General features: G+C 62.8%; 16 protein-coding genes and 1 tRNA gene. 11 read left to right on the forward strand and 6 right to left on the reverse strand.

Features of this window, described 5'->3' with window-relative positions; all coding sequences use genetic code 11:
• Window positions 1-257: 257 nt before the first annotated feature.
• From terL to AVO45_RS12545, 3 genes are read right to left on the reverse strand one after another with little or no spacing between them, the layout of a single operon-like run.
• Window positions 258-1,733 (reverse strand): phage terminase large subunit, encoded by a 1,476-nt coding sequence (terL, locus tag AVO45_RS12535; RefSeq protein WP_068347459.1) that lies wholly within the window; start codon window positions 1,731-1,733, stop codon window positions 258-260.
• Entirely contained in the window at window positions 1,720-2,151 is a 432-nt protein-coding gene (locus AVO45_RS12540; protein WP_068347460.1) for a DUF5681 domain-containing protein, read from the reverse strand. Before AVO45_RS12540 ends, terL begins: the two co-directional genes overlap by 14 nt.
• Window positions 2,144-3,538: a site-specific DNA-methyltransferase gene (locus tag AVO45_RS12545; protein ID WP_240482134.1), complete on the reverse strand. Its 1,395-nt coding sequence runs from the start codon at window positions 3,536-3,538 to the stop codon at window positions 2,144-2,146. Before AVO45_RS12545 ends, AVO45_RS12540 begins: the two co-directional genes overlap by 8 nt.
• Window positions 3,539-3,939: 401 nt before the next feature.
• Here AVO45_RS12545 and AVO45_RS12550 point away from each other — a divergent pair, with 401 nt between their 5' ends.
• Genes AVO45_RS12550 through AVO45_RS12560 form a run of 3 tightly spaced genes read left to right on the forward strand, consistent with a single transcriptional unit; the run spans window position 3,940 to window position 6,259 of the window.
• A complete protein-coding gene (locus tag AVO45_RS12550; RefSeq protein WP_068347462.1) occupies window positions 3,940-4,170 on the forward strand; it encodes a DUF3489 domain-containing protein in 231 nt (76 codons plus the stop codon).
• 2 nt (window positions 4,171-4,172) lie between these two features.
• Window positions 4,173-4,583 carry a DUF2924 domain-containing protein gene (locus AVO45_RS12555; RefSeq protein WP_082688788.1) on the forward strand — a complete coding sequence of 137 codons (411 nt, stop codon included), beginning with the start codon at window positions 4,173-4,175 and terminating at the stop codon, window positions 4,581-4,583.
• Window positions 4,580-6,259, forward strand: a complete 1,680-nt coding sequence (locus tag AVO45_RS12560) for a recombinase family protein (RefSeq protein WP_068347464.1) — start codon at window positions 4,580-4,582, stop codon at window positions 6,257-6,259. The genes AVO45_RS12555 and AVO45_RS12560 overlap by 4 nt, the downstream gene beginning before the upstream one ends.
• Before the next feature lie 378 nt (window positions 6,260-6,637).
• On the opposite strand, the gene AVO45_RS12565 is transcribed toward AVO45_RS12560, so the two are convergent.
• Window positions 6,638-6,727: transfer RNA gene (locus tag AVO45_RS12565), tRNA-Ser, on the reverse strand.
• 205 nt (window positions 6,728-6,932) lie between these two features.
• Here AVO45_RS12565 and AVO45_RS12570 point away from each other — a divergent pair.
• From AVO45_RS12570 to AVO45_RS12605, 8 genes are all read left to right on the forward strand, one after another.
• A complete protein-coding gene (locus AVO45_RS12570; RefSeq protein ID WP_082688809.1) occupies window positions 6,933-7,970 on the forward strand; it encodes an SPOR domain-containing protein in 1,038 nt (345 codons plus the stop codon).
• A gap of 13 nt (window positions 7,971-7,983) precedes the next feature.
• Window positions 7,984-9,150 (forward strand): D-alanyl-D-alanine carboxypeptidase family protein, encoded by a 1,167-nt coding sequence (locus AVO45_RS12575; RefSeq protein WP_068347468.1) that lies wholly within the window; start codon window positions 7,984-7,986, stop codon window positions 9,148-9,150.
• Window positions 9,147-9,773 carry a dTMP kinase gene (gene tmk, locus AVO45_RS12580; RefSeq protein ID WP_068347470.1) on the forward strand — a complete coding sequence of 209 codons (627 nt, stop codon included), beginning with the start codon at window positions 9,147-9,149 and terminating at the stop codon, window positions 9,771-9,773. Before AVO45_RS12575 ends, tmk begins: the two co-directional genes overlap by 4 nt.
• Before the next feature lie 6 nt (window positions 9,774-9,779).
• Entirely contained in the window at window positions 9,780-10,901 is a 1,122-nt protein-coding gene (locus AVO45_RS12585) for a DNA polymerase III subunit delta' (protein WP_068347472.1), read from the forward strand.
• A complete protein-coding gene (locus AVO45_RS12590; RefSeq protein WP_068347474.1) occupies window positions 10,898-11,713 on the forward strand; it encodes a TatD family hydrolase in 816 nt (271 codons plus the stop codon). Before AVO45_RS12585 ends, AVO45_RS12590 begins: the two co-directional genes overlap by 4 nt.
• Window positions 11,710-12,510: an MBL fold metallo-hydrolase gene (locus AVO45_RS12595; protein ID WP_068347476.1), complete on the forward strand. Its 801-nt coding sequence runs from the start codon at window positions 11,710-11,712 to the stop codon at window positions 12,508-12,510. The genes AVO45_RS12590 and AVO45_RS12595 overlap by 4 nt, the downstream gene beginning before the upstream one ends.
• 73 nt (window positions 12,511-12,583) lie before the next feature.
• Window positions 12,584-13,516, forward strand: a complete 933-nt coding sequence (locus AVO45_RS12600) for an AEC family transporter (protein WP_068347477.1) — start codon at window positions 12,584-12,586, stop codon at window positions 13,514-13,516.
• A gap of 80 nt (window positions 13,517-13,596) precedes the next feature.
• The gene (locus AVO45_RS12605) at window positions 13,597-14,322 is read left to right on the forward strand and encodes a sirohydrochlorin chelatase (RefSeq protein WP_068347478.1); all 726 of its coding nucleotides are present in this window, start codon (window positions 13,597-13,599) and stop codon (window positions 14,320-14,322) included.
• 76 nt (window positions 14,323-14,398) lie between these two features.
• Here the strand turns inward: AVO45_RS12605 and AVO45_RS12610 are convergent, their stop codons facing one another.
• On the reverse strand, window positions 14,399-15,664 hold the full coding sequence (locus AVO45_RS12610) for a peptidoglycan-binding domain-containing protein (protein ID WP_068347479.1): 1,266 nt from the start codon (window positions 15,662-15,664) through the stop codon (window positions 14,399-14,401).
• A 141-nt stretch (window positions 15,665-15,805) separates the two neighbouring features.
• Entirely contained in the window at window positions 15,806-16,831 is a 1,026-nt protein-coding gene (locus AVO45_RS12615) for a GGDEF domain-containing protein (RefSeq protein ID WP_068347480.1), read from the reverse strand.
• Between the last annotated feature and the right edge of the window lie 44 nt (window positions 16,832-16,875).

The raw sequence follows: 16,875 nt of genomic DNA on the forward strand, positions 1-16,875 counted from the left end.
ATGAGGAACTTCACCATCGCAGCGAAAATTAGCGCTTCCGGATTGGGTTCGGAGCCGCCATGCGGCAGTACAGTAGATTCTGAGGATTTGACGCAATCTGATTGTCCACTCACGCCATTCTGCATCGATCGGGACGCACCCGCAGTGAATGTCTGGAGTCCGCCCTTCGCGCGCTACGCCGCAAGGCAGCAGGCAACGGGTTGGTTTGCCCGCATTCACTGTTCTTCGAACCAGCCCAACAGCCCGAGACGGCGGTGTTACCGCCGCCTCACGCGTGTTCGGTTCAGTTCACGCCGCGCGACGTTGACCGGGTGCTCCCGACCGAGGGCGCGATAGAAGCCGTTACCCTTTGACCAGTTTAGGAACTGGCTGAAGCTGTCGACCTGGTCGTCGTTCCGGCCACGCGAGAAGGACTGCAGCTCGCGCTTAAAAGTTGCCAGCCAAGGCGCCTCGGTTGGCAGGAGGACCTTTCCTTCCTCCACTGGCGCGCAGGCGGCGTTGAAGCGGATTTCCTTGTCCTTGTCAGGGGGCAAGCGGACGTAGCGCTTGTCGTCCTGGAACAACTCCTGGAACAACGGCCGGCCGGTCGCGGCATCCTCGATCAGAACCTTCTCGGGATCCCATTGCTCAACCAAGGCCAGCACCTTAGCTTTCAGTTCGGGGTAGTCCAATTGCCCGCGCCAGAGATCGAGCAGATGCCAATGCGGCGGCAGGAACCCCCAGGTCGTGCAAACGGAATAGTCCGACCGCGGGTCAGCCGAAGTCCCGGTATCCCAACTCTGGACAACCAAGTGGTACTGGTTCCGTGGGAGAACCTCGTCATAGGTTCCAAACCACTCCCAGCGAAGCACCGAGCCGTCCGGTGCGATCGGGTTCTGCTGGTATTGGCAGTTGAAGACCGCGGACCCCATTTCACGGCGCATGCGATCGAGTGTCGCCCGGTCGAGTTTCGCCGGGAACAGAAGATCCCCGGGCTTGCGCCGATGCACTTGCCCGTGCCCGATTGGAATGACCTCGTTCTCCTCCGCGATGGCCGGCAGGTTCAAGTGCCGGTAGGTGCCCTTGTCGAGGAGGTATCCCGGCGGGTCCATCTCGTGCAACCGCTGGGCGATCATCACCACCCTGCCCGCCGCCGGATTGTCGAAGCGCGACAGCAACGTGCCTTCGATGAACTCCTGCGCCCGGATCAGCTCCGCCTCGGAATTGGCGTCGCCGGCCTTCAGGAGATCATCGATGATGATGTAGTCGGCGCCGTGACCGGTCACCGAACTGCCGATGGACACCGCCTTGCGGCTGCCGCCCGCGGTGGTGCGGATTTCTTCCACGGTATTGCCCTTCTTCGCCAGCCGAGTCCCGGGGAACATCTCGCGGTACCAGCGCGACGCCATGACCCGCCGGCAATCGTCCGAGTGTTTGCGGGCGAGGTCGAGCCCGTAGCTGGCCACGATGATCTTGGCGCCCGGATGGTGTCCCAGCAGAAAGGCCACGTAGGCGACCGCAACGGTGACGGATTTCAGGCAGCGGGGCGGAATGTTGATGACCAGCCGGTGGTACTCACCGGTTCGCACGTTGTCGAGCGCATGACACATCGCGCGCACATGCCAAGCCGGCTCGAACGTGCCATTGGGCCCGTGATGGAGGGTGTCGAACACCTTCCACACGAACGGGAAGAAGTTGTCCCGGCAGAGATTGATGGCGGCCTGCCGAACCATGCGCGGATCAGGTGCCGTCATCGTCATCCTCCTGGTCCTCGACATCCTCTTGCCCCGCCTGCGGGGAGGAGAAGAAATCCCGGAGGATGTCATAGTCTACCGGCTCGGGCCTGCCCGAGAGACCAGCCTCAGTATCGTGAGCCTCGCTGTCGCCAAACAGGTCCGCATCAAGCTTCAGAAAGGCCAACAGCGCCTTCGAATCTCCCTTCAAGGCACTGGCCGCCAGCCGCTTGGCCATGGCTTCCGCCTTGGTGATCCGGACCTCGCGATTGCCCTCGCGGACCGTGATTTTCGATTCAAGCTCACGCTTGAGGCTGGCACTCAACCCCCTGGCACCTTTCGGTCGCCCTTTCGGATTGCCTGACTGGCCTTTCTTGAACCGCGTGTGTTTCGGCGGCTTGCCATATCCCACCTCGTAGTCCTTTTCGTCATCAGACATGGCGGACCTCCTTTTTAACGACGGCGTTTGCCTCTGCAGCCCGGCCGTCAAAGGTCTCGCCGGTGACCGCGTGCACGACCTGTTCCCCCGTCATCTCCTGCCAGCGACGGATGGCGACATCGACATAAGTCGGGTCCAACTCGATCAGCCGGGCCCGACGCCCGGTCTTCTCGGCTGCCAGCAGCGTGGCGCCGGACCCGCCGAAGGCATCGAGCACCACGTCGCCGCGATGACTGACATCCATGATCGCGTCCGCCACCAGCGCCGTCGGCTTGACCGTGGGGTGATCTGCCAAATCGGCCTCGCGCCCCTTGCCGAAGCTGTTCACGCCTGCATAGTCCCAGACATTGGTGCGGTTGCGGCCGTGCTTGCCCAACTCCACGTTGTTGATGTGCGGCGCACCCGGCTTCTTGAAGATGCAGATCAACTCATGCTTGGACCGGTAGAGGCTGCCCATGCCGCCGTTGGTCTTGTTCCAGACGCAGAGGTTGATCAGGTCGAGACCGCAGGCCTTGCCCATGGCAATCAGGTCCTCGATATGGCGCCAGTCCATGCAGACCATGGCGATGCCGCCCGCAGGCAGATTGGCCACGACATGGGTCAGGAAAGTCTGGAGAAAGCCTCGGAACTCGGTGTCGGTCATCTCGCCCGAGGCCATGGCGAACTCGCGGTGGCTGCCATCCTTGCCCAAGCGCACATGCCCCTGTACCGGAACATTGTAGGGCGGATCGGTGAAGACCATGCGCGGCACATCACCATCCAGCACGGCGGCATAGCTGTCCGCTTCCAGCGCATTGCCGCAGAGGATGCGGTGATCCCCGAGCAGCCAGATGTCGCCCGGACGGGTGATGGCGGCTTGTGCCCGGTCCAGCTCTTTAGCGGTTTCCGGCTGACCAGCATCCGTATCACCTGCCCCTTCGATGAGGATGTCGATCTCCGGCACCTCGAAACCAGTGATGTCGAGGGTGAAGTCCAGTTCGCCATCCAGGCTCAGGTCCATCAACTCGGCGAACTCGATCTGCAGTGCCGCCTGGTTCCAATCCGACAGCTCGGCCAGCTTGTTGTCGGCGATGCGCAGCGCGCGCACCTCGGGCGGGCTGAGATGGTCGGCAACCACGGTCGGCACCGTGTTCAGCCCCAGCGCCTTCGCTGCCTCGAACCGGCCATGACCGGCAATGATCACGCCCTCACCATCGACCAGGATCGGGGTGACGAAGCCGAACCGGGCGACAGACGCCTTCAGCCTCTCGATGTTCTTCGCCGTGTGAACGCGGTTGTTGTTGGCGTAAGGCTTGAGGTCTGCGATCGACGTCTGCAGGACCTTTTCGGCCATCCAGACGGGGGTGGTCGATGCCGCAGCATCGCGGGGTTGGGATTGGGTACGCATGCGCGCCTCCACTCGCTAGTGCCGCTGATGCGGCAGGTGTCAGAATGGATCGCATCGGAGAAGTCGGAGAGAGCATGAACAGCAACTCCCCGGACCGAACGATCCGGCGAATTGCCTCTTTCGATGCTCCCTTTGGGCGTTCGGGCCCGGTGAGTGCTTCTGGCAGGATATGAAGGTCCAGCGTGAGGCACCCCGAAGATAGCCACCCAGCTAGCAAGAAGCAAGTTTTTTGTTTATTTCCCGTGCGTTACGACACCTGCGATTCTTCGTCAACGCCAGCGGATTCAGGCTGGACTACCGGCGCGAACCACGCATCACTGGTCCCACGCCCGACATGTTCGGGCTCACCTCGGTACCGGGGCACGGCATCCCGCCCCCCCTTGAACACGAGGAGACCAGACATGCCCAAAACCAAACACACCAAGACCGACAGGGTGCAAGCCCTGCTTCGCCGCCCCACAGGTGCCAGCCTCGCGGACATCTGCAAGACCACCGGCTGGCAGCAACACTCGGCCCGGGCCGCACTCAGCATGTTGCGCAAGAAAGGCGCAACGATCGAACGCCGCGCATCGGACAAACCGGGCGCGCCGGCCACCTACCACCTCGTTGCAGATATGGACGGCGGGGCGTGACCATGCCAGTCGAAATCGCCGATCTGGAGGCAATGGACAGGTGCGACCTGCTGTTGCTCTGGCAGCAGCTGTTCGACTGCCCTGCCCCGGCCATGCTGAGCCAGCCCTTCCTGAGGCGCTTCATCGCCTTCGAACTGCAGTCCCGCCGTCACGGCGGGTTGTCCCGGAAGGTGACGGCCAAGTTGGACAAGGGGGCGGACCAAAAGCCGCGGCCTACGCCCCCGGCCCTCAAACCCGGTGGGCGCCTGCTGCGCGAATGGAACGGGGTGACCCACGTTGTCGATGTCATCGAGGACGGCTTTGCCTGGAACGGTCACGCCTACCGCTCGCTTTCGGCCATCGCCCGCGAGATCACCGGGGCGCACTGGTCCGGGCCCCGTTTCTTCGGTCTCATCGGAAAGGCCGCCAGATGAGCCCGCGTCGCAAGATCCGCTGCGCCATCTACACCCGCAAGTCCTCCGATGACGGGCTGGACCAGGACTTCAACTCGCTCGACGCGCAACATGAGGCCTGCGCCGCCTATGTCGCCAGCCAGCGTCACGAGGGATGGTCGCTGCTGCCGCAGCGATACGACGATGGCGGCATCTCCGGCGGCACGCTGGAACGACCCGGCCTGCAGCGGCTTCTGGAAGAGATCGATGCCGGGCGCATCGACATGGTGGTGGTCTACAAGATCGACCGGCTGACCCGCTCACTCACCGACTTCGCCAAGCTGGTCGAATGGCTGGAACGGGCAAACTGCTCCTTCGTCTCGGTGACGCAGGCCTTCAACACCTCGTCATCCATGGGCCGACTGACCCTGAACGTGCTGCTGTCCTTTGCCCAGTTCGAACGCGAGGTCACAGCCGAGCGCATCCGCGACAAGATCGCCGCCTCCAAGAAGAAAGGTCTCTGGATGGGCGGCAACTTGCCCCTGGGCTATGACCGCCACCCGGATCCCAAGGCCCGCACGCTGGTGGTAAACGAGGACGAGGCCAGCACCGTCCAACGCCTCTTCGACCTCTATGCAGACTTTGGCTGCCTGCGCCGGGTGGTCGAGCGGGCCGCTGCGGAGGGGTTGCGCTCGAAGCGGGTTGTCCGTGCTGACGGCACCGTCAGGGGCAATCGCCCGCTGTCGCGCGGCCAGATCTACTACCTGCTGCGCAACCCGGTCTATCGCGGCAGGATCCGCCACAAGGACAAGGTCTGGCCCGGCCAGCACCCGGCGATCATCGGCGAGGACCTGTGGGAGCGGGTGCAGGAGAGGATGCGGCAAGCCTCACAACGGTCCCGCGCGCAACCCTCACCCGACATGCCATCCAGAGGGACGGACCCCGGCGCCTGGCTGACCGGCAAGCTGCGGGATGACACCGGCGACCGGCTCACCCCGACCCACACCACCCGCAAGGGCCGACGGCTACGCTACTACGTCTCCAACAGGCTGATCTCCGGGGGCACGGATCCCACCGGTTGGCGATTGTCAGGACCAGCATTGGAGACGGCGGTCATCAACATCGTGATCACACATCTGCAGGAGGCATCCGCATCGCACCGGATCCTCGCGCGCCCCGAGGCCGGGTCCGCATCTGCAATCAAGTCCGCGGTCGCAGAGCTGGCCACCCAGCTCCGTGATACCGGGGGTCGGGTCTGCGCCGGCCTGCTTGCCTCCGGCACGCTCAAGCGCGGGCGGATCTGCCTCGACCTGGACGGCACGGCCCTGGCAAGCGCGCTTGGCCATTCGCCAGACGATCTGAACCCGGACCTGCTGAGAATCGAAGCGCCTTTCGACCTGCGGCGCCGCGGCGTCGAAGCCAAGATCATCGCCGGCGATGTGCAGCCTCACCCGGATCCGCATCTCCGCGCCATGCTGATCCGCGCCCACGGCTGGGTCCGTGATCTGAAAAGTGGTGTTCAGATCGGGGACATCGCGCGCCGCGAACAGGTTCCCGCCTCCTACATCCGCACCCGCGCCCAACTCGCCTTCCTGTCGCCGAAGATCCAGGCCGCGATTCTCGACGGCAGCCAGCCGCCGGAACTCACCCTCAAGCGCCTGGTCAGCGTCACCCATCCGCTGGATTGGGCGGAGCAGGAGCGCATCGTCGGCTTCTGAAACTCTCCGAAATTCCGGCTTCCCTGATACCCGGTGTGACGTCCCTGTTCCGGCGCAGAACTTCCCTGTTACCGTGAAAAAATTCCCTGTTCCACAGCTTAGGGAATTTGGGGCGTAAATCATTGATATCACTCCATTATAACAAAGGCGAAATCAGGAATTTCCGCCAAAAATGCCGAAATTCCCTGTAAACTCCCTGTTTTCAGGGAAAATCTGTCCAAAGCGACCCCGCGAAAATACGGAACTGAGACTGGCGTCAGAACCGTGCCCTAGTTGTGCTTGCTAGATCGTCTCTGATAGAAAACGGGTATGGTAACCTGCGGAAATCTCGCCAGAAATCCGGGACAGAAAATATCACTGGAGTGAGACGGGACTGGGTGGCGGGGAGACAGGGATTCGAACCCTGGGAACGCTCTCACGTTCAACGGTTTTCAAGACCGCCGCATTCGACCACTCTGCCACCTCCCCGGCGCAGGCCGGGTCTAAGGCCAAGTGAAACAAGAGGCAAGCCAAAAGAGGGAAAACCCGCCGAGCCAGGGGCGGTGGGCTTTCCATAGCCAGACGTGCGGGTTATGATCCGTGCGAAGGATCGTTGGAGGCCCGCACAGGCGAGGTGGGCAAACCAGCGGCCGGGTCCGGCGACCGGGTCCGCAGTCAGGCAAGGGACGAAAAGATGAAGCGAGTGACCGAGAAACGCACGAGCCTGTTTCGGCTTGCGCTTCTGGCATTGGCAATGGGTGCATTGGCGGCTTGCGAGGAGGGAGCGGGCTCCTCATTGACCCAGCCAGGCGACCAGAGCGCGGCCCAATCACCAAAGCCCAGCAGCAAGGCAAAGCAGCGGGACGTAGAAGCTCCCGAAGTATTCGAGGCGAAGGAGGCAGGGCTTTGGGATGGGCGCCCCTCCTTGGGCGGCATTTGGGTCGCGCATCCGGATGTTACGCAGCCTCAAAGGGTAAAAATCGTAAACACCACCAACGACAAATCGACGGTCGGCGCCCTTTTCCGCCGGGAGCGGGCGCTTCCGGGTCCCAAGGTCCAGGTGTCGTCGGATGCGGCAGCCAAACTGGGTATGCTGGCTGGGGCGCCAACCCAGCTTCACGTTATCGCATTGCGTCGGGAAACGGTCGAAGAGCCGCCGAAGGCCAAGCCGGCTGCCGCGGAAAAGTCGGAAGAACCAGTCGAAAAGCCAGACCAGAAGAAAAACGAAACGACCGAAAAACCAAAGGAGCCCACCACCACCTCCACGGAGCCGGCGGCAGCCGACCAAAAGTCGGACAAGCCAACCGAAACGGCCAATTCGGAAAACGCTCAGACGAACAAGAAAAGGAAATGGTGGCAGAAAAAACCGAAAGACGGCGAGATCACCGAAACCAGGCTTGATCCGATCGCTGGGGCCGCTGCGGCCATCGACGCGGCAGAAACCCCTTCGAAATCAAAGGCGGCCGCGGCTTCGTCCAAGCCGCCTGAGGGGCGTTCGATCACCAAACCCTTCGTTCAGATTGGAACCTTCAAGGTCGAGGAAAATGCCAAGGTTGCAGCCGAGAAGGTCCGCCGAGGCGGTCTGAGCGCCGAGGTGAGGTCGGTTTCGAAGAACGACAAGACTGTCTGGCGCGTGGTCGTCGGCCCCGCAGAGAACCGGGCCGAGCGCAATGAAATTCTGGCGCAGGTCGAGAGCCTTGGCTTTACCGACGCCTACATCGTCAAGGACTGAGGAGAAGACTGCCATGTTGGCTTCGCTGCGATCAGCCGTTCTTGCACTGGTGCTTGCGCTCATGGCGCTTCCGGCGCAGGCATTCGAAACCTCGGCCCGGGCGGCCTACGTGCTCGACCAGACGACGGGAACGGTGCTGCTGGCCAAAGAAGCCGACACCCCGCTGCCGCCAGCGTCGATGTCCAAGCTCATGACACTCTACGTTGCCTTCGAGGCATTGCGCGACGGCAGGCTGGATCTGAACGAGAAACTGCCGGTGTCGGAACACGCCATGAGCTATGGTGGCTCGACCATGTTCCTCAACACCCAGGACAGGGTCACCGTCGAAGACCTGCTGCGCGGCATCATCGTGCTTTCCGGCAATGATGCCTGTGTGGTCATCGCCGAGGCGCTCAGCCCCGACGGAACCGAAGCCGGCTTTGCCCGTTACATGACGCAACGGGCAAAGCAGTTGGGCATGGAGAATTCGAACTTCGTGAATTCCAATGGCTGGCCTGCCGCCGGGCACATGATGTCGGTGCATGATCTTGCGATCCTTGCAGACCGGCTGATTACGGATTTCCCGGAATATTACCCCCTGTTTGCCGAAGAGGAATTCGCCTTTGACGGCCGCGCGCCCTCCAACACACGCAACCGCAACCCGTTGCTCAAGCTCGACATTGGCGCTGATGGCCTCAAGACCGGGCACACCTCGGACGCCGGCTATGGCCTCGTCGGCTCTGCCAAGCAAGGTGATCGGCGCGTGATCTTCGTATTGAGCGGGCTCGACAGCGTCGCGCAGCGGGCAGAGGAGGCCGAGGCCGTCGTTAACTGGTCCTTTCGCAATTTTGTCGAGAGAACCGTCGCCACGGCCGGAACCCCGATCGCCGAAGCCGAAATCTGGATGGGAGAGAAACAATCGGTAGGGCTTGTGCCTGCCGAAGACCTGACGCTTTTGTTCCCGGTTCTCGGCGGCAAGACCGCCCCGGCCGAAGTCGTCTACCAAGGGCCGATCAACGCTCCGGTCAAGGCAGGCCAGCAGCTTGCCGAACTTGTCATCAAACCCGAGGGCCTACCGGAAATTCGACGCCCACTAGTGGCTGCGGAAGACGTGAGAGAGGGCGGTTTCTTCGTCCGGATCATGACGGTTGCGGGCATCGTGCTGAACGATCTGCTCGACGGCTCGCTGGAGGCGATGTGACAGGCGGCGGGCTGTTTCTGACGTTCGAGGGAATTGATGGGTCGGGCAAGTCCACTCAGGCGCGGCGGCTGGCCGAATTTCTCCGCACGCAGGGGCGTGAAGTCGTCCTGACCCGCGAGCCCGGCGGCTCGCCCGGCGCCGAGGAAATACGCCGACTGGTTCTCGAGGGCGACCCGGACCGCTGGTCGGCCGAAACCGAGATCCTGCTGTTCACGGCAGCACGCCGGGACCATCTGGAACGGACGATCCAACCGGCGCTGGACGCGGGAAAGATCGTCATCTGCGACCGATTTGCCGACAGCACGCGCATGTATCAGGGTCTGTCGCGCGGAGACCTTCGCGGGCTGGTCGATCAACTCCACGAACTGATGATCAAGCGCGAACCGGACCTGACTTTGCTGATCGACATGGATCCGGAAACCGGACTGTCCCGCGCCAAGGGCCGTCAGGGCAGCGAAGAGCGGTTTGAGGACTTTGGCCCGGACCTGCAACGCCGGATGCGGGAGGGGTTCCTTGGGTTGGCCAAGGAGTTTCCGGAACGCTTCCGGGTCATCAATGGCAATCGGGACATGGACAGCGTTGCTGCCGATGTGACAGATGTCGTGATGCAGGCATTGCGATAGGCACGAATGAGCGACGAACACCCCACACCGGATCAGGTCCCGGGCGCCCCGCACCCGCGCGAAACCCTGCGCCTGTTCGGGCAGGACGCGGCAGAACAGGCGTTTCTGACGGCCTACAACTCCGACCGGTTGCACCACGGATGGCTGCTGACCGGCCCGCGCGGCGTGGGCAAGGCGACCTTGGCCTGGCGCATCGCGAGGTTCCTTCTGGCCGCGCCCCCCGCCGAAGAAGACGGCTTGTTCGGGGCTCCCCCGCCCCCTGCCTCACTGGACGTCGATCCCGAGAATCCGGTTTCACGCCGCATCCTTGCCGGGGCTGATCCCGGTCTGGCGGTGGTCACCCGCTCGCTGAACGACAAGGACAAGTTGCGCAACGAGATCGTTGTTGAGGATATTCGCAAGCTGGGCCGTTTCTTTGGCCTGTCCGCGGCCGATGGTGGCCGGCGCGTGGTCATCGTGGACTGCGCCGACGAGATGAATGTCAGCGCCGCAAATGCGCTGCTGAAGATGCTCGAGGAACCGCCGGCACGCACGACCCTTCTGTTGATCTCGCACCAGCCCTCGCGGCTTCTGCCCACCATTCGTTCACGCTGCCGGACCTTGCGCCTGTCGCCTCTGAACGCAAAAGACATGCAATCGGCGCTGGAACAAAGTGGCGTCGGGGTTTCCGAAAATCCCGATCATCTGGCGGCGCTTGCCGCGGGCTCGGTTGGCGATGCAATCCGCCTGATTAGCCTCGGCGGTCTGGAAATCTATGCGGAACTGATCGGCATTCTGGGCACCCTGCCCCGGCTGGACCGCCAGCGCGCCCTGCGGCTGGCCGAGGCGGCTGCGCAAAAGGGAGCCGCCGAACGCTTCGAGATGTTGCTGACCCTGATGGACATCGCCCTGTCGCGCCTTGCCCTGACCGGATCCAAAGGTGGGCCTCCGCAACCCGAAGCCGCACCCGGCGAGGCGGAAACGCTTGCGCGCCTGTCCGCAAACCCGCATCAGGGACGGCTCTGGGCTGAAGCCGCGGCCACGATCACGGCCCGCGCCCGCCACGGGCAGGCGGTGAACCTTGACCCTGCGGCGCTGGTCCTAGATACGGTGTTCAAGATGCAGCAAACCGCCGGTCAGAGCAGATGAGCGACAGCACGATCACCCCGGAAATCACAGACAGCCATTGCCACCTCGACTTTCCGGATTTCGAAGGGCAACTGGACCAGATCGTGGCGCGCGCGGCCGAGGCCGGCGTGACCCGGATGGTCACGATCTGCACCCGCCTGCGGAACGAACCTGCGGTCCGGGCCATCGCCGAAGCGCATACCCCGGTTTTCTATGCCGCCGGCACCCATCCAATGAGCGCGGCCGAAGAGCCGATGGCAACCGTTGATGAACTGGTCGCCCTGTCGCGCCACCCGAAATTCGTAGGCATTGGCGAAAGCGGGCTGGACTACTACTACACGGCCGACAGCGCCGAGGCGCAAAAGCAATCGCTGCGCATCCATGTCGAGGCCGCCCAGCGCACCGGGCTGCCGCTGATCATCCATTCCCGCGCCGCCGATGACGACATGGCGAGGATTCTGGCCGTGGAGCACCGCAACGCGCCCTATAGCTGCGTGATGCACTGCTTCTCGTCTTCGGCTGAACTGGCGAAAGCGGCCTTGGATCTGGGCTTCTACCTGTCGATGTCGGGTATTGCAGCCTTCCCCAAGAGCCAGGAATTGCGCGATATCTTCGCCGCTGCGCCCGTTGACCGAATTCTGGTGGAAACCGACGCACCCTATCTCGCCCCCCCGCCGCATCGGGGAAAGCGGAACGAACCCGCCTTCACCGCCCACACAGCCCGGAAGGGCGCCGAGATCTTTGGCATGGACTACGCCGACTTTGCCGCGCAGACCCAGGCCAATTTCAACCGGCTCTTTACCAAGGCCGCTGCCTACAGGGATGCCGCATGACGGGTCAGATGCGCTTCACCATACTCGGCTGCGGTTCGTCGGGCGGCGTTCCCCGTCTGGGCGGGCATTGGGGCGACTGCGACCCCGAAAACCCCAGGAACATCCGGAGGCGTTGTTCGCTTCTGGTGGAACGGGACGGGCCGGACGGCACGACCAGCGTTCTGATCGACACCACGCCGGACATGCGCAGCCAGCTGCTGGACACTGGCACCGGCCGACTTGACGGGGTGGTCTATACCCATTCCCATGCCGACCATGTGCACGGCATCGACGACCTGCGCATGATCGTCTTCAACATGCGTACGCGCGTCCCGGTCTGGGCCGATGGCGACACGCAGAACGCGCTGCTCAGCCGTTTCGGGTATGCCTTCGTGCAGCCCGAGGGCTCTCCCTACCCGCCGATCCTTGATCTGCGGACCATCGACGGTCCGTTCGAAATCGACGGCCCCGGCGGACCGATCCCGTTCCGCCCGATACGGGTCAGCCACGGCTCGATCGACTCGCTGGGGTTTCGCATCCACAATCTGGTCTACATGCCCGACGTGGTCGAAATGTATGACGAGGCCTGGGCCGAGCTGAAGGGGCTCGACATTTGGGTTCTCGATGCCCTGCGCCGCAGCCCGCATCCCACCCACGCGCATCTGGAAAAGTCGCTGGAATGGATCGAGCGGGTACAGCCCAAACGTGCGGTCCTGACCAACATGCATATTGATCTCGATTATGCGACGGTCGAGGCGGAAACCCCTGATCACGTCACCCCTGCCTATGATGGCATGGTGATCAGCTATCCGATCTAGGCGGCGCCCTGTTCGGCCCGCCAAAGATATCCCCGCGCCGGGCATCCCGGCCTGACCAAAGGCGGCGCCGGTCATGTTCCAGAGCCTGATCGACGTCATTCTTCCGGTATTTCTGGTGATCGCAGCGGGCTATACGGCCACGCGCGCCGGTTATTTCCGCACCGACCACATCGACGGCCTGATGCGGTTCACCCAGAGCTTCGCTATTCCCTGCCTTCTTTTCCGCGCCATCGCCAATCTTGACCTGGAAAGCAGCTTCGACCCGCGATTGCTTGCGAGCTTCTATACCGGGGCAGCCCTCTGTTTTGCCGCCGGCATGGGCGGGGCACGGTACATCTTCAAACGTGACTGGGAAGATTGCGTGGCCATCGGGTTCTGCTGCCTGTTCTCCAACTCGGTCCTGCTGGGCCTGCCCATTACCGAGCGCGCCTATGGAGCCGACAATTTGACCGGCAACTACGCCATCATCGCCTTCCACTCGCCCTTCTGTTACGGCGTTGGCATCACCGTGATGGAAATCATCCGCAATCGCGGCGGCAGCCGCCGGCGCATGATCCGGTCGGTGCTGGCCGCCATGTTCAAGAATGCCCTGATCCTCGGTATCGCCCTGGGATTCGTGGTCAACCTGTCCGGGCTGGTCGTGCCCGGGGTGGTGGATGACGCGCTTGGCCTGATCACCCGGGCCGCCCTTCCCGGCGCGCTTTTCGCGCTGGGTGGCGTGCTGGTCCAGTATCGCCCCGAAGGCGATCTGCGCACCATTGCCTTTGTCTGCGCGGTATCGCTCCTGCTGCACCCGTCGCTGGTCTGGCTGTTCGGAAAGTCCCTTTCGCTGCCGCAGGACCTGTTCCGCTCGGGCGTGCTGAATGCGGCCATGGCGCCCGGTTTCAACGCCTACATATTCGCCAACATCTACGGACGCGCCAAGAGGGTCGCCGCGTCGTCGGTGCTTATTGCCACCGGCGCTTCGATCTTCACCGTCTGGATCTGGCTGGCAATTCTGGGCTAGCCGCCGGATTTACCCCCCGGGCATTTGACTTTACCGTTCCGCGAACCACGTTTCCTGCGAGCCACGAAAAGGAGCCAGCAATGCCGCACGCCGTGATCGTCGCCCACGGGCAACCCTCGGACCCTGAGCCGGCCGAGGCCGCATTGCGAAACTATGCCCAGCGCGTTGGCGCAACTGCGGGCGGCGTAACCATGCACTCCGCCACTCTCGCCGCCCCCAAACGGCTGGAAACCGTGCTGGACGGCCTGCCCCCGGACACGGTGATTTACCCGTTGTTCATGGCCAACAGCCCATTCGTGACATCGGCGCTGCCCAAACGTGTTCCCGGCTTTCGGATTCTGGACCCTTTGGGCATCGATCCCGCCCTTCCGGCCTTGGTCGCCGACGAGTTGAAGGCCCATGCAGACAACCTGGGATGGGCCGTCGCGGAAACCGATCTCGTCCTGGCGGCTCACGGCTCGGGGCGCAGCCGGATACCGGCAGCCTCTGCCCGAGCGTTTGCCGACGCCGTCGGCAAGTTGCTTGAATTCGCAAGCATTCGCATCGGTTTTGTCGAAGAGGATCCGACGATCACCGACGCCGCCCGGGGCAGCAGAGCGCAATCGCTCTGCCTGCCGTTCTTCGCCTGCGAGGGCGGGCACGCTCTGGAGGACGTCCCAAGTGCATTGGCGGCCGCAGGGTTTTCCGGGCACGTTCTGCCGGTTCTCGGGAACCTGCCGGGCATTGCCGACCACATCGGAAAACGGCTCTCGGAGCATTTTTCCGAACGGGTCCGAAAAGCACCTTCGTCCACCCGGTCACTCTGACCGTTTCAGCGGAAACCGATCACAAGGGTCGGTTTCCGTCGAATACCCGGAAACCTATCGGTCAATCGCTCCTGGCTCAGTTCCCGGTCGAAGTCTGAAACACCGGCAAGCCGGTCTTTGCACCACCCTGAGTCATCGCGGCGTTCAGCACCGCAAGGCGTTCCGGTGTTTGGTTCAGTACCGTCTTGCCACTTTGCGCAGCTTCCAGTGCGATGCGCATCCATTCCGCATCTTGTCCGCCGGTCGCCTTTGCCGTGCCCACGCCTTCCCGCAACTGGTGGCCGACCATCTCGCCATATCCCTGTCGCCCGGCAGCGGTCAGAAGAACCGCCGAGGCCAGCGCCATCGGGCCATTATCTGTCCGATAGCCGACGCCCAGACAGATCTGCCCCCCCGAGACCAGCTGGTCCATCGAATGACCCGATTGGGTCAGGAAAGCAGAGGTCGCCGAAATCACGTCTTGGGCAGCCGTCGTGTCGATGCCGCTGACGTAAGGCGCAAGGGCCGTGTTCAACTGTTCGCACTGCTCTTCGATCTGCGGCGCGGTCATGTCGGGCACCGTTTCCTCAAGGCGGTTTGCATCCGCGATCGCCTGAGCCCTAGCCTGACAGAACTGCTCGTTCAGCGCCAAACTCGGGTTGGTCATCGCCGAGGCCAGAACCGGGCCGCCATTCGAAACCGTCAGGACATTCGTGTCATTGCACAGATCATTGGCGGACTTTCCCGCCGGGGCGAAGGCGAAGGACGGGAGCTGTCCGCCGGTATCGGCGCGTGCGGTCGTGCTTTGCTGATCGTTTTGCGGCAAGGCCGCCAACTGCCCTTGGGGTTGCCCCGTCTGGGGCGTCGCGATCCCCAGCTGTTCGTTGCGATAGGTGCGCAACAGCCCGGCCTGACCCTGCGTCGCAACGATCTGGTTGTAGGGCGGGACATGGGCGCTCGCCAGAGCGCGTTGATATGAGGTCAGCAAAAAGCTCCGCTCGTGGTCGTCAAGATACCCGTCAGCGGGATACCCCATGTCGGCCTGATAGCGGGAAATCCCGGCCCGGCTCATTCGGCCCAGCTTGCCATCCACGACCCCGACATTGTAGCCGAAGTAGTTCAGCGCCGTCTGTACCTCGCGGTTCTGCTGGCGCTGCGCACTGGAATAGCCCGTTGATCTGGAAGTCGACTGCCGCGTGGTCTGTTGCTTGCGCTGCTTGTTCTTGTGCACTTCATTGACCACCAGTCCCCCCAGAAGCGCCCCACCGATAAATGCAGCGGCTTCGTCAGCGGCCGTTCTCGCCGCCGGGGCAAGAAACAGGCTGGCCGCGACCAAGGTCGTGCAGAGGTTCTTTGCAACCATTTGGAATACCTCTCTGTTTCCCGGGTCCGAAATCCGGCCGGACCCAGAATGGCCGTATGAAAGGAATATAGCACGAAAGTTCGAAAAGACCCGACAGTCATTCGCATATCGGCGGATCCGGCCACCTGCGCCGATACAAGGTCAAGAGAGTTGGTCAGGCTCCATCCGGGGCGGGGCGTGAGGCCCTGTTGCCCCCGTTTCATGCTGACATGTGCGTGAGACGTCAGTTTCCCGTTCGCCACTTGCGTCGAAAAAGCGATGCTTGGCGCGGCCAGCGCGTTTGGCCGCATATAGGGCTTCATCGGCCGCGCGAAGGATCTCGTTCGGTTGAGGATCGGCGAACTGGGACGACAAGGCGATGCCGATGCTTGCCGAAATCTGGCAGAATTCTTTTTCAAACGGGATCGGCTGTTGCAGCCGTTCGATCAGCCGCGCGGCCATCCCCCCCAGCTGAGCCCTGTCCTGTAGATGTTTGACGAGCAAGACGAATTCGTCGCCGCCTATCCGAGCGACAATGTCGTCTCCGCGTGTCGCTTCGCGCATGATGTGCGCGGAATGCTGCAACACGACATCACCGGCAGCATGGCCCAACCGGTCGTTGACCGATTTGAAGAAATCCAGATCCAGATGCATCAAGGCGAATGGCGTTCCGGAAGCCACGAGATGGCCCAACAAATGATCCATGGCTCTGCGGTTTCCCAAGCCCGTCAGCATGTCGGTATAGGCCTGTTCCTCAGCAGCAAGCATTGCGCCCTGCAATCGCTGATTGAGCGAGCAGGACGCCTCCATCGCCGCCGATTTCGCCTCGACCAGATAGAGCAATTCGATCGCGAGATCCGTGCCGGAGAAATCCGCACTGGTCAGGGCATAGTCACGCACCGCATCCAATATCGAAATGCCGAAAGAAAGGTTCACAACTGCCCCCTGTCCGCGCGGCAAGGGCGCGACCACGCCCTTGAGGGCCGTTCTCGGCTCGTCCCGGAAACGCAGCCGGAGCTTCGCGTCGGCCGAAGCCAGAAGCTCTGACATCGTTGTCAGCCCGTGCGGACGAAGCAGCTCGAACAGATCCTGAAAGAACAGCCCTTGCATATCCTGCATGGGGCGCAGTTTTTGCAGGGTGTCCCCCACCCTGCAAATTCGACCGGCCTCGTCCAACAGGACGAACATGGGACAGAGCCGTGCCAACAGTTGCGTCAGATCGCTGGTCCTCA

Source organism: Ruegeria marisrubri (assembly GCF_001507595.1).
GTDB classification, from domain to species: Bacteria; Pseudomonadota; Alphaproteobacteria; order Rhodobacterales; family Rhodobacteraceae; genus Ruegeria; species Ruegeria marisrubri.

What these genes read in the sequence shown, in the direction of transcription:
- terL (WP_068347459.1), bottom strand. Translation starts at nt 1,733, where the DNA reads ATGACGGCACCTGATCCGCGCATGGTTCGGCAGGCCGCCATCAATCTC.
- AVO45_RS12540 (WP_068347460.1), bottom strand. Translation starts at nt 2,151, where the DNA reads ATGTCTGATGACGAAAAGGACTACGAGGTGGGATATGGCAAGCCGCCG.
- AVO45_RS12545 (WP_240482134.1), bottom strand. Translation starts at nt 3,538, where the DNA reads ATGCGTACCCAATCCCAACCCCGCGATGCTGCGGCATCGACCACCCCC.
- AVO45_RS12550 (WP_068347462.1), top strand. Translation starts at nt 3,940, where the DNA reads ATGCCCAAAACCAAACACACCAAGACCGACAGGGTGCAAGCCCTGCTT.
- AVO45_RS12555 (WP_082688788.1), top strand. Translation starts at nt 4,173, where the DNA reads ATGCCAGTCGAAATCGCCGATCTGGAGGCAATGGACAGGTGCGACCTG.
- AVO45_RS12560 (WP_068347464.1), top strand. Translation starts at nt 4,580, where the DNA reads ATGAGCCCGCGTCGCAAGATCCGCTGCGCCATCTACACCCGCAAGTCC.
- AVO45_RS12570 (WP_082688809.1), top strand. Translation starts at nt 6,933, where the DNA reads ATGAAGCGAGTGACCGAGAAACGCACGAGCCTGTTTCGGCTTGCGCTT.
- AVO45_RS12575 (WP_068347468.1), top strand. Translation starts at nt 7,984, where the DNA reads ATGTTGGCTTCGCTGCGATCAGCCGTTCTTGCACTGGTGCTTGCGCTC.
- AVO45_RS12585 (WP_068347472.1), top strand. Translation starts at nt 9,780, where the DNA reads ATGAGCGACGAACACCCCACACCGGATCAGGTCCCGGGCGCCCCGCAC.
- AVO45_RS12590 (WP_068347474.1), top strand. Translation starts at nt 10,898, where the DNA reads ATGAGCGACAGCACGATCACCCCGGAAATCACAGACAGCCATTGCCAC.
- AVO45_RS12595 (WP_068347476.1), top strand. Translation starts at nt 11,710, where the DNA reads ATGACGGGTCAGATGCGCTTCACCATACTCGGCTGCGGTTCGTCGGGC.
- AVO45_RS12600 (WP_068347477.1), top strand. Translation starts at nt 12,584, where the DNA reads ATGTTCCAGAGCCTGATCGACGTCATTCTTCCGGTATTTCTGGTGATC.
- AVO45_RS12605 (WP_068347478.1), top strand. Translation starts at nt 13,597, where the DNA reads ATGCCGCACGCCGTGATCGTCGCCCACGGGCAACCCTCGGACCCTGAG.
- AVO45_RS12610 (WP_068347479.1), bottom strand. Translation starts at nt 15,664, where the DNA reads ATGGTTGCAAAGAACCTCTGCACGACCTTGGTCGCGGCCAGCCTGTTT.
- AVO45_RS12615 (WP_068347480.1), bottom strand. Translation starts at nt 16,831, where the DNA reads ATGTTCGTCCTGTTGGACGAGGCCGGTCGAATTTGCAGGGTGGGGGAC.